Source organism: Alcaligenes sp. SORT26, assembly GCF_017377875.1.
GTDB classification, from domain to species: domain Bacteria; phylum Pseudomonadota; class Gammaproteobacteria; order Burkholderiales; family Burkholderiaceae_B; genus Alcaligenes; species Alcaligenes parafaecalis.
Genome location: NZ_CP070975.1, coordinates 2,972,286 through 2,988,030, shown reverse-complemented (window position 1 = coordinate 2,988,030; position 15,745 = coordinate 2,972,286). Strand labels below are relative to the sequence as shown.

At 57.1% G+C, this 15,745-nt stretch carries 15 protein-coding genes; 9 read left to right on the top strand and 6 right to left on the bottom strand.

Annotated elements, in window-relative coordinates; genetic code table 11:
* The first annotated feature begins 75 nt into the window (after positions 1 to 75).
* Positions 76 to 777, top strand: coding sequence for a GntR family transcriptional regulator (locus JYG33_RS13665; protein WP_207872723.1), 702 nt, complete (start codon positions 76 to 78; stop codon positions 775 to 777).
* Here the strand turns inward: JYG33_RS13665 and dctP are convergent.
* Both dctP and JYG33_RS13655 read right to left on the bottom strand, forming a co-directional pair.
* Positions 772 to 1,854 (bottom strand): TRAP transporter substrate-binding protein DctP, encoded by a 1,083-nt coding sequence (gene dctP / locus JYG33_RS13660; RefSeq protein WP_207872722.1) that lies wholly within the window; start codon positions 1,852 to 1,854, stop codon positions 772 to 774. The two genes, JYG33_RS13665 and dctP, sit on opposite strands and share 6 nt — an antisense overlap.
* Positions 1,855 to 1,927: 73 nt before the next feature.
* Positions 1,928 to 2,767: a class II aldolase/adducin family protein gene (locus tag JYG33_RS13655; protein WP_207872721.1), complete on the bottom strand. Its 840-nt coding sequence runs from the start codon at positions 2,765 to 2,767 to the stop codon at positions 1,928 to 1,930.
* Positions 2,768 to 2,937: 170 nt separating this feature from the next.
* Between JYG33_RS13655 and JYG33_RS13650 the strand changes: the two genes are divergently transcribed.
* From JYG33_RS13650 to JYG33_RS13620, 7 genes are all read left to right on the top strand, one after another.
* On the top strand, positions 2,938 to 3,843 hold the full coding sequence (locus tag JYG33_RS13650; protein WP_207872720.1) for a LysR substrate-binding domain-containing protein: 906 nt from the start codon (positions 2,938 to 2,940) through the stop codon (positions 3,841 to 3,843).
* 119 nt (positions 3,844 to 3,962) lie between these two features.
* Positions 3,963 to 4,979 carry a ketol-acid reductoisomerase gene (gene ilvC, locus JYG33_RS13645; RefSeq protein WP_207872719.1) on the top strand — a complete coding sequence of 339 codons (1,017 nt, stop codon included), beginning with the start codon at positions 3,963 to 3,965 and terminating at the stop codon, positions 4,977 to 4,979.
* A 35-nt stretch (positions 4,980 to 5,014) separates the two neighbouring features.
* On the top strand, positions 5,015 to 6,514 hold the full coding sequence (locus JYG33_RS13640; RefSeq protein WP_207872718.1) for a Rieske 2Fe-2S domain-containing protein: 1,500 nt from the start codon (positions 5,015 to 5,017) through the stop codon (positions 6,512 to 6,514).
* Positions 6,515 to 6,572: 58 nt separating this feature from the next.
* On the top strand, positions 6,573 to 7,583 hold the full coding sequence (locus tag JYG33_RS13635; protein ID WP_207872717.1) for a PDR/VanB family oxidoreductase: 1,011 nt from the start codon (positions 6,573 to 6,575) through the stop codon (positions 7,581 to 7,583).
* A gap of 147 nt (positions 7,584 to 7,730) precedes the next feature.
* On the top strand, positions 7,731 to 8,330 hold the full coding sequence (locus JYG33_RS13630; protein WP_207872716.1) for a TRAP transporter small permease subunit: 600 nt from the start codon (positions 7,731 to 7,733) through the stop codon (positions 8,328 to 8,330).
* Positions 8,327 to 10,099 (top strand): TRAP transporter large permease subunit, encoded by a 1,773-nt coding sequence (locus JYG33_RS13625; protein ID WP_207872715.1) that lies wholly within the window; start codon positions 8,327 to 8,329, stop codon positions 10,097 to 10,099. The genes JYG33_RS13630 and JYG33_RS13625 overlap by 4 nt, the downstream gene beginning before the upstream one ends.
* 68 nt (positions 10,100 to 10,167) lie before the next feature.
* Positions 10,168 to 10,842: a GntR family transcriptional regulator gene (locus tag JYG33_RS13620; protein ID WP_207872714.1), complete on the top strand. Its 675-nt coding sequence runs from the start codon at positions 10,168 to 10,170 to the stop codon at positions 10,840 to 10,842.
* Between the two features lie 95 nt (positions 10,843 to 10,937).
* Here the strand turns inward: JYG33_RS13620 and JYG33_RS13615 are convergent, their stop codons facing one another.
* From JYG33_RS13615 to JYG33_RS13600, 4 genes are read right to left on the bottom strand one after another with little or no spacing between them, the layout of a single operon-like run.
* A complete protein-coding gene (locus tag JYG33_RS13615; protein ID WP_207872713.1) occupies positions 10,938 to 12,371 on the bottom strand; it encodes an NAD(P)/FAD-dependent oxidoreductase in 1,434 nt (477 codons plus the stop codon).
* Positions 12,364 to 12,654, bottom strand: coding sequence for a (2Fe-2S)-binding protein (locus tag JYG33_RS13610; RefSeq protein ID WP_207872712.1), 291 nt, complete (start codon positions 12,652 to 12,654; stop codon positions 12,364 to 12,366). Before JYG33_RS13610 ends, JYG33_RS13615 begins: the two co-directional genes overlap by 8 nt.
* On the bottom strand, positions 12,647 to 13,876 hold the full coding sequence (locus JYG33_RS13605) for an FAD-binding oxidoreductase (RefSeq protein ID WP_207872711.1): 1,230 nt from the start codon (positions 13,874 to 13,876) through the stop codon (positions 12,647 to 12,649). The genes JYG33_RS13610 and JYG33_RS13605 overlap by 8 nt, the downstream gene beginning before the upstream one ends.
* Before the next feature lie 43 nt (positions 13,877 to 13,919).
* Positions 13,920 to 14,456 carry an XRE family transcriptional regulator gene (locus JYG33_RS13600; protein WP_207872710.1) on the bottom strand — a complete coding sequence of 179 codons (537 nt, stop codon included), beginning with the start codon at positions 14,454 to 14,456 and terminating at the stop codon, positions 13,920 to 13,922.
* 360 nt (positions 14,457 to 14,816) lie between these two features.
* Here JYG33_RS13600 and JYG33_RS18680 point away from each other — a divergent pair, with 360 nt between their 5' ends.
* On the top strand, positions 14,817 to 15,731 hold the full coding sequence (locus tag JYG33_RS18680; protein ID WP_243430181.1) for a Rid family hydrolase: 915 nt from the start codon (positions 14,817 to 14,819) through the stop codon (positions 15,729 to 15,731).
* Positions 15,732 to 15,745: the final 14 nt, after the last annotated feature.

Sequence of the window (15,745 nt, the reverse complement as noted above, 5' to 3'; positions counted from 1 at the left end):
GCTCTACGCACAAACCCGGTCAGCGCAGCGAGGTCTGTACGATACAATCATCCATTCTTTTCTGATCGGTTTCGTATGGCGACTTCGACTGGTAAATCCACACAGGCAAGCAAGGCAGAAACGCTGGTAGACACCATTTACCGGGACACCCGCAAGCGTTTGAACGCGGGCGACTGGCACCCCGGCGACCGCCTGCTGGATTACGAGCTGGCCGAGCGCTTTGGCTGCACCCGCATGCCCGTGCGCCAGGCCTTGCTGCGACTGGTTAACGAAGGTCTCCTGAACAGCACCACACGGGGATTTCAGGTCCCCGTGCTGACCGATGCCATGGTGCGCGACATCTTTGAACTGCGCCGCATTCTGGAACCGGCTGCTGCTGCACTGGCCGTCAACATCGCCGACCGCGACCAGTTACACGCAGGCCTGAGCAAAGCCATTGATCTGGCTACAGTCGCCATGGTGCACAAAGACGCCGCCCTGATGTTCAGCGCCAACGCCAGCTTTCGCCAGGCCTGGCTGCAATGCGTACACAACGAGCGCCTGCTGGACGCCATCGCCATGTCCGCAGACCACGCCAATCAGGTGCGCTTTGCCAATACGACGGATACCAACAGCTATCACATCACGGTGGAAGCGCTGGAGAAACTGGGCAAGGCCCTGACCAGTGGTGATCCAGAGCGTGCACGTAGTGAAATGGTGGATTTCCTGAAGTTGGCGGAGGCTTCGTATTTTTTGCGTAGGCAGCAAATCGATACGGCCCCCGCCTTCGGATCATAAAGAAACAGTCTGCATATATTGGTCGAAACGAGCTTCTGCAAAGCGGAACCAGAGTAGTTCATCTTTTTGGAAAGCACGGTAATCAGCATAAATAGTGCGCCACTGCGGATTGCTTTCATTCAGCTCCGCATACAGCTCCTGACTGGCTTTGAATGAGGCATCCAGCACTTCCTTGGAAAAAGGCAGCACTTTGGCTCCCTGACCCACCAGCTCCTTCAAGGCACCCGGGTTGCGGGCATCGTATTTAGCCTGCATGTCCAGATGCGCGTAGGTGCTGGCCGCTGAGACGATATCTTTGTAGTGCTGCGACAAGCCGTCATACGCTTTCTTGTTAAGCAGCAGATCCAGGCCTACCGAGCCTTCCCACCAGCCAGGGTAATAGTAGTAGGGCGCCACTTTATGAAAGCCCAGACGCAGGTCGTCATACGGTCCCACCCACTCGGCCGCATCAATCACACCTTTTTCCAGCGCCTGATAGACCTCGCCACCAGCGATATTCTGAGGAATGCCACCCAGCTTCTCAATCACCTTGCCAGGCAAGCCACCGATACGAATTTTCAACCCACGTATATCTTCAGGCGTATTGATCTGCTTGCGAAACCAGCCCCCCATCTGTACGCCACTGTTCCCACAGGGGAAGTTGACGATGTTGTAGTTGGCATAAAAATCTCGTGTCAGCTTCAGACCATTACCGTGGTACATCCAGGCAGTCAGTTGACGAGAGTTCATCCCGAAAGGAATGGCACAGCTCAATGCAAAGGCTTCATTTTTGCCAAAGAAGTAATAGGGTGCGGTATGCGCCGCTTCCACCGAATTTTGTTCAAGTGCATCCACCACCCCCATGGCAGGCATCAGCTCACCACCCGCATGCACAGAGATATTGAACTTTCCGTCGCTCAATTCACGCACTTTCTGGGCGAAAACCTCTCCACCGCCATAGATCGTGTCCAAGTGCTTGGGAAAGCTGGATGCCAGACGCCAACGCAGGTTTTCTTGTGCCTTGACCACGGCAGGGGCCATACCACTGGCCACAATCCCGGCCAGGCCGGTCAGTTTTAATAGTGCTCGTCGTTCCACCTTATGTCTCCTCGTTCTGATTATGGGTATCAGCAGCCCGCCCCCCAACGGATCAGGCTGCTAGTGCGACGTATTAATCAAACATATCGGGCTGGGTGCGCAGCAAGTTCTCCCAGATAGGCTGGAAATGGAGCCAACCTATGTACTCACTACCCACATGTTCTCGGCTGTAACGGGCGCGCTCAGGCGTTACCAGGGTAGGTGTGATGCCGGTAGCAGCCACCATCAATTGCTGCTGGCAACAGCGTTCCAGAGCAATAAACCAGAAAGCCGCTGCTTCAATACTGTGGCGACTGGCTGTCAGCAGACCATGGTTCTGGTGAATGGCCGCTTTCACCCCCGCAAAAGCATTGGCCACTTTATGACCTGCCTTGGTTTCCACCGCGACTTGACCTGCCTCTTCACGAATCACGACATGGTCTTCAAAAAAGGCGGCGGCATCTTGGGTGATAGGCAAAATTTCCTGGCCCAGGGAGGCGAACGCCGTGCCATAAACCGTATGTGCATGGCACATGGCCACAATATCTGGGTGCTCTTCATGCACGGCGGCATGCAGCACAAAACCAGCACGGTTAATGGCGTAGTCCCCCTCGATGACCTTCCCTTCGTGGTCCGCCAAAATCAGGTTGGACACCTTCACATCGGCAAAGTGGACGGCCATGGGATTGGTCCAGTACAGACCAGGATGTTCGGGATCGCGCACAGTCAGGTGGCCCGCAAAGCCGTAATCCAAACCGTGCAGAGCAAAGGCGCGGCAAGCGGCAACCAGGCGTTGTTTCAGGTGAGTGCGAGCCTCTTCAAAAGAATCGAATTGAGGCTCGTCAGGGTAGATCAGACCTTGTTGTTCAGGCTGATAAATCGATTTTCGGCCCGTCATGGCCAGTACTTCGTTGATGCTGGGTTTTGCGTTCATGGGAAGCTCTCCTTCGGGTTCGGCAATGTATTGCGTTGCCCGCACGCCAGCCCATCCAGCGCAGCGTACGGGTGAAACGTGAATTCATGGTAGAGGTCGAAAACCATGAATGACAAACGAAGGTTTTTCAGCTATTGGTTAAAAATATTCATCTGATTGGATTTTCTCTCATGCGCTCCATTCCTAATTTCGCCTGGTTACGCGCCTTTGAATCCGCCGCAAGGCTGGAGAATTTCAGTCTGGCCGCCGACGAGCTACACCTGACTCCTTCTGCAATCAGCCATCAGGTCAAAAGCCTGGAAACCCATTTGGGCCGCAGTCTGTTTGTGCGCCATAACCGGCGTGTCAGCCTGAACAAGCACGGTCAAGAGTTCTATCGCGAATTGGTGCCTTTACTGAACCAATTGGCTCATCTATGCGAAGAAACCCAAGGGCAGTCCAGCGCAACGCCAGCCTTGACGGTGCACTGTGCCCCCAGCCTGGCAGTGAAATGGTTGGGCCCACGGCTACACGCCTTCATGCGCGAATACCCAGATCTATCCATTCATCTGCGCACCGATGCCACCCCGCCCGACTTGCATCAGGCCACAGACATAGACTGCGTGATCAGCTATGGTCATGCCCCGCGCCATGACCCACGTCTCGTTGTGGAGTCCCTGCACCCAGAACCACTACTGCCTTTGTGCTCCCCCAAACTTTTTGCCAGCCTGGCTTTGCACCAGCCCTGGTATCTGCATTTACCCCTGATCGATTCAACCATCAGTCCGGTCAGTTGGGCCGACTGGTTCGGCAGCAATGGCATGGCGCCCCCACTGGGGCCACGCTTGTCCTTTGACCGCGGCGCCATGGCCGTGGCCGCAGCCGTTGATCAGCTAGGTGTCACACTGGAAACCGTACGCTTTGCCGAGCGTGAATTAGCCAGCCGCGAGTTGCTTGTCCTGCCAGCCCCCAATAGCCGAACCCTGCAGCGCGAGATGCATTTCTTCTACTATCGCAACCAGCGCGATACCTTGAAACGCGTTGAACATCTGCGCGATTGGCTGCTGCGCGAAGCCAGCCTGACATCACTGCGTTAAGCGGCTGCACCCACTCCTAGGGATTTCCCCCGCTCTCCGGATTTTTACTTGACACCTCGAATAACACCCCACAATACTGAACTCTGTATACAGAACACAGAACTCAAAAAGGAGGCAGTATGAAGGTGTTTTATGACAAGGACGGCGATCTGGCCCTGGTGCAGCAACGCCGGGTTGCCATCATCGGCTACGGCTCCCAAGGCCACGCCCATGCTCTGAATCTGCGTGACTCGGGCGTCGAGGTGGTTGTGGGCCTGCGTCCTAACAGCCCCTCTCGCCCCAAAGCCGCGATGGCTAGACTGGCGGTGGCTGATATTCCTGCCGCGGTACAACAGGCCGACATCGTGATGTTGCTCCTGCCCGACGAGGACATTGCCCGTGTCTACGAGCAAGAAGTTGCCCCTCATCTGCGGCAGGGTGCCACTCTGGGTTTCGCTCACGGCTTCAATATTCATTACGGCCAGGTACAGCCTCGCGAAGACCTGGATGTGATCATGGTTGCCCCCAAGGCGCCCGGCCATACCGTGCGCTCCACCTATGTGGAAGGTGGCGGTGTTCCCCACCTGATTGCCATTCATGCAGACCGTTCCGGCCATGCCCGTGATCTGGCTCTGTCCTACGCCATCGCCAACGGAGGCGGGCGTTCAGGAGTCATCGAGACCGATTTTCGTGAAGAAACAGAAACTGATCTGTTTGGCGAACAGGCGGTGCTATGCGGCGGCATGGTTGATCTGGTCAAGTGCGGCTTTGAAACCCTGGTCGAAGCAGGCTATGCCGAGGAGATGGCCTACTTTGAATGCCTGCACGAACTCAAGCTGATCGTAGACCTGCTCTACGAAGGCGGTATTGCCAACCTGAACTACAGCATTTCCAACAATGCCGAATTTGGCGAATACCAGGCAGGCCCGCGCATTGTCACCGACGACACTCGTCAGGCCATGAAAGCACTGCTGCGCGACATCCAGGACGGCACCTATGCCAAGAACTTCATTCTGGAAAGCCGGGCAGGCCAACCCAGCCTGAATGCCCATCGCCGCCTGAACCAGCGCCATCGCCTTGAAATAGTTGGCGAGCAACTGCGCGCCATGATGCCCTGGATCAGCGCCCAAGCCCTGGTTGACCGCAAAGTTGCCTGACTCCTTTTCACCATTGATCTGCACACGAGGACGACATGATTGAGAAAAAACTGATTCCCTTTGGCGGCTACTACACCAACCGCATTCCCGAGCACGACCCCGAACTGACTGAGGTCGGCCCAGGCACTCCCATGGGTGAATACATGCGTCGTTTCTGGCACCCTGTTTGCATGGCTGCCGAGCTGACCGACACCCCCCGCTTTCTGAAAATCCTGGGTGAAGAACTGGTCGCTTTTCGCGATAAAAGTGGTCAGATTGGCCTGCTGCATGCTCACTGCGCCCATCGCGGCGCTTCTCTGGAATACGGTGCCATTCAAGAAAAAGGCATCATGTGCTGCTATCACGGCATGGTGTTCGATGTGGATGGCACCTGTCTGCACGTTCCGTATCCCAAAGGTGAAGAAGCTGAAGGCGAAAAATACGCCTGCTCCATTCGTCAGGGTGCCTATAAAGCGTTTGAACGTCATGGCCTGATCTTCGCCTATATGGGCCCACCCGATGCCGAACCCCCTTTCCCTGAATGGGAAGAGAACTTCACCGTCATGCCCGGTGATGAGCTGGTGGCCTTTAGCAACTTCCAGCACTGCAACTGGCTCCAGGTGCAGGACAATGCAGCCGACAACTTTCACCCTACGGCACTGCACGCCGCCAAGAACGTAGTAGGCGGCAACTATCAAGGGACCACCTTTGACGAAGTAGGCGCTGCCTCCATGGAAGTCGCCCCGGACATGCAGTTCATCCCCGTTCACAATGGTCGTAGTCTGGCCTGCGCCGGGGCACGACGGGCCAGCAAGGACAATCTGTTCATCCGGGTTCAACATCAGGTTCTGCCCAATCTGAGCCTGCACGCCTACACCTCGGAAGATGGCTCGCAACAAAAATTCTTCAGTCGCTTTCATATCGTGCGCTGGACCGTGCCGGTTGATGACCAGAACAGCAAGATGATTGGCTGGCGCGTCATGGGTCCGGGCATTGATACGCGTGGCGTCGGCAACAAGGACATGGTGGGCTACGAGACCATCGACTTTTTGGAAGGGCAAGTTGCCATGCGTCGTCCCGAGCGCTTTGGTGACTACAAACTGGAAGATTTCCCCCCCATCCCGGACGATCACCGCGCCCGCCACAACTACAAGGAATGCCAGCAGGCACCCGGAGACTACGAGGCCATCATCAGCCAGCGCCCCATTGCCGTCCATGCGCTGGAGAACCCCACCAAATTCGATGCCGGGCTGTATATGTTCCGCAAAATGCTGCGCGATGGTCTGCGTGGCACCAATCCGGCAGCAACACCGGAAGGCTTTGCCCAATGGCTGCGAGACTGCGCAGGTGCACCTAATAGCTACTGCTCGGGCAACGTGCTGGAAATCCCTGAATCTGAAGACCTGGCCCAGGAGGTGGCACGCCGTCGACACGCCACACGCGAAATCGTACGCATCCTGACCTCCGCCGACAGTCTGAAAGGAGCCGAGCGCGAGGCCTTCGTCAAACAAAGCATGCAGGAGCTGCAACAGTCGCTAAGCAGCATCGCTGCCTAGTCCTGATCGCCAGTCGCACCTGCCTGCCAGCAGGCGGGTGTGCCCCACGGAGAGCGCCATGAACGCCATTGCAGAACCCGCTACTCCCGTCCAGGCGGCTATTAATCAGGACGGATTGCTATCGCTGCGAATCAGGCAGATTCGCTACGAAGCACAAGGCATTAATTCGTATGAACTGAGTTGTCCCCATGGTGGCGACTTGCCAGCCTTTGAGGCTGGAGCCCATATAGATGTACACATTCAGCCTGGGCTGATACGCCAATATTCGCTATGCAACCCCCCACATGAACGTCATCGCTATGTCATCGCGGTACTACGTGATGCTAATGGACGTGGCGGCTCGCGCACCCTGCACGACTCGCTCCATGTGCAGCAGCAAATTACTATCAGCCCCCCGCGCAATCATTTTCAACTGGCACCCCACGCCCAGCGCTCCATACTGCTGGCCGGGGGCATAGGAATCACGCCTATCAAGGCGATGGCTCACTGGCTGGAGTCCCAGGGTCAGCCCTTTGAACTGCACTACTGCACCCGCAACGCAAACACGGCTGCCTTCGGCATAGAGATGGCTACCTGGCATGAGCAGGGCCGCCTGCACCTGCATCTGGACAACGGCAATCCCGAACAAGGGCTCAATCTCGACGAGCTGCTGGCACAGGCTCCGGAAGGCACCCATGTCTATTACTGTGGTCCCGCCGGTTTCATGCAGGCCTGTGCAAAGGCAAGCGCCCACTGGCCCAGCGGATCAGTGCATTGCGAACACTTCAAAGCCCCCGAACCGGCTGGCGACACGCCCAGCCTGCCTGCAGGTGCCTTTATCGCCCAGATCGCCAGCACCGGACAACGAATTGATGTCGCTCCGGAGCAAACCTTGAGCGATGCCTTGAACCAGGCAGGCGTCCCCATTGCCACCTCCTGCGTATCAGGGCTGTGCGGCACTTGCCGAGTCAATTATTTGCAAGGGGATGTCGACCACCAGGATTACATCCTCAGCCCTGACGAACAGACCCGCTGCCTGACCGCCTGCGTCTCTCGGGCACGTTCGGGTGTCCTGGTCCTGGACCTCTAGGCATCTTGCCAGTCCTGGCTCAGCCAGGACATACGCCTCGCACGCCATCCGTTTACCCAAGGAGCAACACGCTATCTGCCTGCGGCCACAGTGCCGCCATTCACGCTGCAACACGACGACGATCAAAACAATATTCGCGGAGACAACATGACAGCATTGAACACTATGGTGGGGGGAATAGACCACCTGAACCGAGGAATCGGTTTCATCATCAAATGGTTGCTGCTGGCCACTACCATCCTGAGCGCCAGCAACGCCATCACTCGCAAAGCCTTTGACCTCAGCTCCAACGGCATGCTGGAGGCTCAATGGTATCTGTACGCTGCTGTATTTCTGCTCGGGGGCGGCTACTGTTTCCTGAGCAATAGCCACGTACGAATTGACTTTATATCCACACGTCTGGGGGCACGCGGCCGCAATCTGGTCGATGTGGGGGGCATCCTGCTGGTGCTGATTCCCTTCTGTCTGTTCGTCATCCATTTGAGCTGGGGCTTTTTTACCTCTGCCTGGCATTCAGGCGAGATGTCGGGCAATGCCGGAGGCCTGGTGCGCTGGCCAGCGTATCTGCTGATTCCTGCCGGCTTTAGCTTGCTGCTGCTACAAGCCCTGGCCGAGCTGGTTAAGCGAGTTCTGTTCCTGACAGGCAAGGGCGCCGATTGCATTGCAGAGGACGATGCACAGGACACGCCCATCGAAGTACCGACTGAGGCTCTATCCGACACTAGCACCAAAGAGGTATCGCGATGATTGCCACTTTCATTACGGACTACTTCGTCCCCATCATGTTCCTCAGCCTGATTGTGCTCTTGCTGACCGGCTTCCCTGTCGCCTTTGGCCTGGCGGCAACAGGTTTGGTATTCGGTGTGCTGGGTATCGCCCTCGAACTGTTTCCGACCAATTTGTTTCAGGTTTTGCCACTGCGCATCTTTGGCATCATGCAAAACGAAACCATGTTGGCCATTCCCTTTTTCACCTTGATGGGCATTATTCTGGAGCGCTCCGGAATGGCCGAGGATCTGCTTGAGACCATGGGCCAGCTCTTTGGTGCTGTGCGCGGTGGCCTGGCAGTCTCTGTTGTCCTGGTAGGCGCACTGCTGGCTGCCTCCACCGGGGTAACCTCGGCAGTAGTGATCTCCATGGGGCTGATTTCTCTGCCTGTCATGCTGCGGTACGGCTATAAACGGGAAATCGCCACAGGCGTCATCACCGCCTCTGGTGCGCTGGTTCAGGCACTGCCACCATCGCTCGTACTGATTGTGATGGCCGACCAATTAGGACGCTCGGTCGGAGATATGTATGCAGCAGCACTGGGCCCCGGCCTTTTGTTGCTCGTGATCTACATCACCTTCATTATCGTTCTGGCCCTGCTGCGCCCCTCGTGGATGCCAGCCTTGCCCGAACAGGCTCGTAGCCAAGTCACCGCAACGGGAGCCAGCGGGCGACGTTCGTTGGGCATGCTCTTGCTGGCCTGTACGTTCATCGGCTTTACCTGGGCTGGCCTGCACAACGAAGTCATGGCGCAAGTATTTTCCAAACCTGCCCAGGCCCCCAGCGACCAGGTCGCCATTACCGCCCTGATTGTGGCCTCCATGAGCGCGCTGCTCTTTGCCTCGGCCAACCGTGTCACGGGCTGGGGCTTGCTATCTCACTTGGCCGAGCGCTTTGTCTTTGCTCTGATCCCACCTGTCATTCTTATTTTTCTAGTCCTGGGCACTATCTTTTTAGGTATTGCCACCCCCACCGAAGGCGGAGCCATGGGCGCCATTGGGGCACTGGTGCTGGCCATGATACGTAAACGCCTGAGCTGGAAGCTGCTGAATCAGGCCTTGGAGAACACCGCCAAACTGGCTATTTTCGTGATGTTTATCCTGATTGGCTCCACCGTCTTTAGTTTTACCTTCAGTGCGGCGGATGGCCACTTATGGGTTGAGCATCTGTTTGATGCCATTCCTGGCGGGGAGTTGGGCTTTGTCATTGCCGTCAGTGCCATCATTTTTGTACTGGGCATGTTCCTGGATTTTTTCGAGATCGCCTTTATTGTGGTGCCCTTGCTCGCCCCCGTGGCCAACAGTCTGGGGATTGATCTGGTCTGGTTTGGCATTGTGATTGCCTTGGTACTGCAAACCTCCTTTTTGACTCCACCATTCGGTTTTGCCTTACTCTACTTGCGCAGCGTCGCCCCGCGCTCGGACTACACCGATCCAGTTAGCCAGCAAACTATTCCAAGGGTTCGTACCCAGCAGATCTGGAAGGGTTCAGCCTACTTCGTCGTACTACAATTGCTGGTGGTGGGTATTGTCATTGCGTATCCGCAACTGGTCACGGGAGGCTTGCACAAGACCGTCAGTCTGAGTGACGAAGAAATCCTGCTCCAGTTGAACCGTCCGGCAGCCAGCCTGGACAACCCGGACGCGACGCTGGCAAACGACCCCTTGAGCAATCCCTTTGAAACACAAGCAACGTCGGACCAGGACCCTATGGCCGCTTTACTGCAAACCATGCGATCCAGCCCGTAATGTGAACATCGCCGCGGCGATGCCGCGGCCCCAACCTGTTTTTAGTTTGTATCGGAGTTCCAGCCCTCATGCATGCCAAGCTTTCCGGTAAGTTGCAGGCCCGTCCCCATTATGTGGACGAGGTCTACCGCATCCTGCTCGATGCCATCAGCGACGGTTCCCTGGCCCCCGGTTCACGGATTACTCAAGAAGACATCGCGGAACAACTCAAGGTGTCACGCTCACCCGTGCTACAGGCCATTCAGTTATTGAAGAAAGACGGTCTATTACAAGACGCTGAAGGGCGGGGCGTCATGGTAGCCCCCTTGGATCTGGAACACATCGGCCATCTGTACCAAGTACGCGGTGCACTGGAAGCCCTGGCGACCAAGTTGGCTGCCCAGCAAAGCGCCACGCTGGACCCGGATCTGATCCGAATGGGTAGAAAAGTGGCGCGTGGACACGATGTCCGCGCCATGATCGAGGCTGATGAAGCTTTTCACAAAGCCATCTATGAAGCATCCGGCAATCCCATGATTGCCGAAAGCGCCCAGGTACACTGGGTTCACCTGCGACGCGTGATGGGCGCAGTATTGCAATCGGCCGAACAGCGCATGTCCATCTGGGACGAGCATGAAGAACTGGCCGCCGCCATTGCCTCTGGTGACCAAGCCGGGGCCGTTGCCATATGTGAGCGGCACATGAACAATGCCAGCGACAAATTGCTAAGCCGATTGCAGGAGATCCTGGAACAGCCCTTATAGAGCCAATCAAAAAACAGAAATAAAACGCCCCTCACAAGGGGCGTTTTAGCTAGTGCAAGCTTTGCAGCTAATCTATACCCCCTCAAGCGACGGTTTCACTCCATATTCGCCAAGGCAATCACCGGCACAGGCTTGACCGGTGCCTGGGCTTTATAAATACCCACCTGATCCACCCCACAGCCCAAGCGGCTAGCCAGCATTTGCGCCACCGTGTGCTGACAATAGCGTCCCTGGCACATTCCCATGCCTGTACGGCACGCCAGTTTGATGCTGTTGATATCCGTCACGTAAGGATGCGCATCCAGAAACTGGTTCACTTCCTGAGCCGTCACTTCTTCGCAGCGACACACCACCGTCTCCGGCGTAATGCGTTGGGCCAGCGCGTCCAGCTTGGGAGCAGACAGCGCGATGACCGTATCCGTAAACCGGCGGTTGCGCTTCAAACGTGCCATCAAACCCGACAGGGTTTGCTCGATAGGTTCACAAGCCTGTTCAGTCAGCTCCAGCACGCACTGCCAAGCGGCCAGCTCGCCTTGTAGATGGGCATTGAATGCGCCCGCAATCCCGGTCTGCTCCCCAGCCACCATCACACCGGGCTGAGAACTGTGCAGTCTGTCATCGTGCTTGACCAACCAGCCCCCGGCGGCGCTGTCCCACTGCACGGCACAGCCTGCCTGACGCGCCAGCTCGGTGCTGGCCAGCAAGCCATACCCCACCACCACCGTATCCACTTCCACACGCCGTTGCGTCTCGGGAATGGCCTTCCAGTTCTGATCCAGCTTGCACAAGGTTGCTGCCTGCACGGACTCCTCGCCGTGCACGCACTCAAGGCCTGCCCCAAAGCGCAAAGGCACACCGTGACGGCGCAGTTTCAGCAAAATGGCGAGCAGTTGTTTAACAAGCCTGGATTGCCCTGGCAATGCCTGGGTTGCCCGCAGCATTTCCTTCATGGAGGGCAAGCTGCGGGCGATGGCCACTTCAGCAATCTGTGCACCCGCATCAAGCAATAATTCAGCGACCAAAAGCAGCAAGGGATGGCCGCCCACCAGCAGGAAACGCTGGCCCGGCATCAGGCTTTGGCTCTTGATCATGGTTTGCACCCCACCGGCGCTCAGCACGCCCGGCAAGGTCCAGCCCGGAAAGGCCACGGGTAAATCATAGGCGCCTGCCGCAATCAGGACCCGGCGAGCCTTCAACAAGCTGGCACCATTCGGACCGGCTATCCCAACCTGACGCTGGTGCTCGTCCTGCGTATCGTCAAAAATCCCCCAGACCAGGGTGCTGAAGTGCCACTGCACGGCGCTAGTGCGACGCGCCCACTGAAACAGCCCCTGCGAGAAGGGATAGGTGTGCATGGAATCCGGGTCCGCTGCCGCAAACTCCTCGGGAGCCTGCCGGAACACCTGTCCGCCAAAACGGGGCTGCTCGTCCACCACGGCCACGGTCAAGCCCTGCTCACTGGCGATACGGGCCGCCGACAATCCGGCCGGGCCTGCCCCGACAATCAGCAAATCCAGAACATCAGACATGGTCAGCCACCTCGATCTGCATGCCACTACGCACCGTCGTCATGCAGCTACGCAATCCCTGCATGCCATCAATCGTCACAATGCAGTCAAAGCACACACCCATATTGCAGACCGGGCGGCGCGGTGCGCCACCGGCGGTGCGACGAAAGGCGCCCACCCCGGCCGCCAGCAAGACGGTCGCCACGGTTTCACCCGCATAGCAGGGGGTCTCCTGACCATTGATAATCACCACAGCAGGCTCGAAGCGCTGCCGTTTTTGCAGCAAGCGTTGTGCATCAGGCAAAGGTCAAACTCCTAAAACGGTCAGGGTCGTAAGCCGAAATATCCAGGCTGGTCGCTTGGCCCAGCATCTGGGCCACCAACAGATGGGCGTAGGTCAAACCCAAGGTAAAAGCGGCGCCGCCAGTGGCAATGAACAAGCCGGGCCGATGCGGCACCTGGCCCAGCAAAGGCAATTGGTCCGCAACCAGGGCCGTCACCCCCGTCCAGGTGCGCAGCACGGGAAGGGTAGCCAGTTTGGGCACCACGCTATAAGCGGTTTGGACGCTGCGCTGAAGTGATTCCAGGCAGATGCTGGGCTTGCGTTCCAGATCCGCAATGCCCTTGTGATGATGCAATTTCGAGGGCCAGCCGCCACCAATCAAGACCGTCCCTTCAGCCGTTTGTTTCAAGGACAGCCGCCGACCGACATGCTGGAACAGATAGTCCATGAAGGGCGCTGTGCGCGCCGTGGCGGTCATGGTCAAGGCAATAGGGCTGACAGGCAGTTGTGCACCTGTCATTTGGGCGATGCGTCCAGACCAGACACCAGCAGCAATCAGCACTTGTGCGCTACGACATTGAGCACCACCTGCGACCTCCGCCTGCCAGTCCGAGCCCACACGCTTCAAATCCACCACGGGGCATTGACTGACAATGCGGGCACCCCGCGCACGGGCGGCAGCAGCCAAGGCCAGGCTGGCGCGACGCGGGTCGGCCTTACCTTCATCAGCACAAAATGCCGCCATCAATACGGAATCTGACAAATAGGGCGCTTTCGCTTGCAAGGCGGAGCGGTCCAGTAGCTCGACCGTCAGGCCAGCCTGATTCTCCAGGCGGCTTTTCTGTTCCAGAACCTGGGCTTGCTGTGCCGTTTCCGCCAGCATGAAGCCGCCTTTCTGGCGTACCCCTACCGACATTCCCAGTTGATCTTCCAGAGCGCGCCAGCGGGCAATGGCATCCACATGCAAGGGCATGGCTTGCAAGGCACGTGTGCTGGCTTCCAGTCCCGCCTCGATCATGCGGTATTCCATCTGGAAATGCAGGCTGCCCGCGTTCTGGCTGGAGGCTTGCAGGCTTAACTCGCCTTGTTCGACCAGGGTGACGGACACGCCCGCCAGGCTCAAGTAATACGCGGCGGCACAGCCCAGCAGCCCACCGCCAACAATCAGGACATCGGTCCGGGCGGGCAGGGTGCCAGAGGGGCAAGCGAAAGGGGGAAGAAGAGGATCTGGGTTGGGGCTCATAGTGTAGGAATGCGGTACACCCTTCACCCCGGATCAAGACAATTTAGGGGACAGGCGGGGTAATCGACATGATGATTTCAGCCTCCTCCGTCCCCCGGTTCAGGTAACGGTGGCTTTGGCGTGCATCAAAGCTGATGTTTTCGCCAGCTTTGACGTCAAAACTTACCTTATCAATCTCTGCAGTAATGACACCCCGGACTACGTACACGCTCTCCAGGGACGGGTGCGACATATCGTCCATGGACTGTTGACCCACTTCGTAAACAGCCCGGAACACTTCCATCTCGCCATTGCCACGCGTCAGCCTCTCATAGACGACACCGCCACGTGGGCCGCGCAACAACATGCGCTCGCCCGGGCGGCTGATCCACACAGAGGGACCTTTGCTGGAGTCCATGAACAAGGAAGACATGGATTCCCCAAAGATCCCGCTGAGCTTGCGCAGGGTCGTCAAACTGGGTGTGGTGACACCGCGTTCTACCTGGCTGAGCAGCGTGGGCGAGAGCTTGACCATTTGCCCCAATTCACGCAGGGACAGGCCCTTAGCTACGCGCAGCTCATGAAGTCGTTTGCCTATCATTCTGAAGTCCTATGTTCGTGTAGTTATGTGTAGCCGAACTTCACGAATTATAGGGTAAGAGAGGCAGCCTAATGGTGTGCAAATGCATGTTCTGAAACTGCACAAACCGTGCAGTTTCAGTGCTGAATTTTTCCAGACTTTACACGTGTGCACAAGCACTTTACACGCCGCATCGATATCCACTCCGTAAATACAAATCACAAGCTATTGTTTATAAACAATAATTTACCTAGGGAAAATACGTAGTCTGGTTTTTCAACAAAAAACTACAGGCCTAAAGTATTATTGATCCGTAAATTATGTGCAGTATTATTGCACAATCTTGTATACAGCCCCTGCAAGGGCATAAACGGAGACTCCATGACATCGCCTGTTTTGCCATTGGCTATTGAACAAATTGATCACGCCGCCTGGACAGTACCGGACCTGGATGCCGCCATCGCCTTTTATGAGCGCCTGTTCGGAGCGCGCCAGCTCTACCGTCTAGGGCCTATCAATAGCGCGGATCTGCCCCGCTCCGCCCAAGGCAAAGACTGGACCCATGCGCACCTGGATGTGCCTGATGCCAAGCTGGAACTGGCCTTCATGGTGCTGCCCAACGGCTTTCACATTGAACTGTTTGCCTACGACCAGCCTGCCAGCGACACCCAACGCGCCTTGAAATCCAACCATGTGGGTGCACACCACCTGGGTTTCCTGGTGGCCGATCTGGATCAGGCTGTTGCACAGCTTGAACAGCATGGCTGCACAGTATTGGACCGTATCGCTTTTGATTCCGGCCCGACCGCTGGCGCCCAATTCCAGTACTTCACTGACCCCTGGGGCAATATTTTCGAGCTGGTTCAACGCAGCCAAGCCTTGAACGCCCCCCAGGGCCGTGAATGCGTAAATCCGGCGTCGCTCTACAACAGCACCAACTTTGGCTTCTCGCACGCTGTCGTGCAGGACAACAGCCACACCGTGCATCTGGCCGGGCAAGTCGCCTGGAATGGTGAAGGGCAGTTAGTGGGCGCAGGCGATCGCATCGCACAAACCCGTCAGGCTTTGCAGAACCTGAAAACCGTTCTGAAAGAGGCCGGTGCCAGCCCACGCGATGTCGTGCGTTTGCGCACCTATCTGGTCGGCCACACGCCTGAAGAATTGGGTCCGATCTGCGCACTGATCAACGAGTTCTATGAAGGCGCCGAACCGGCTGCCAACACCTTGCTGGGGGTCGCCAATCTGGCCTTGCCAGACATGCTGGTCGAGATCGAAGCCACAGCGCGTCTGCCTTGAACCACAGCCCCCTT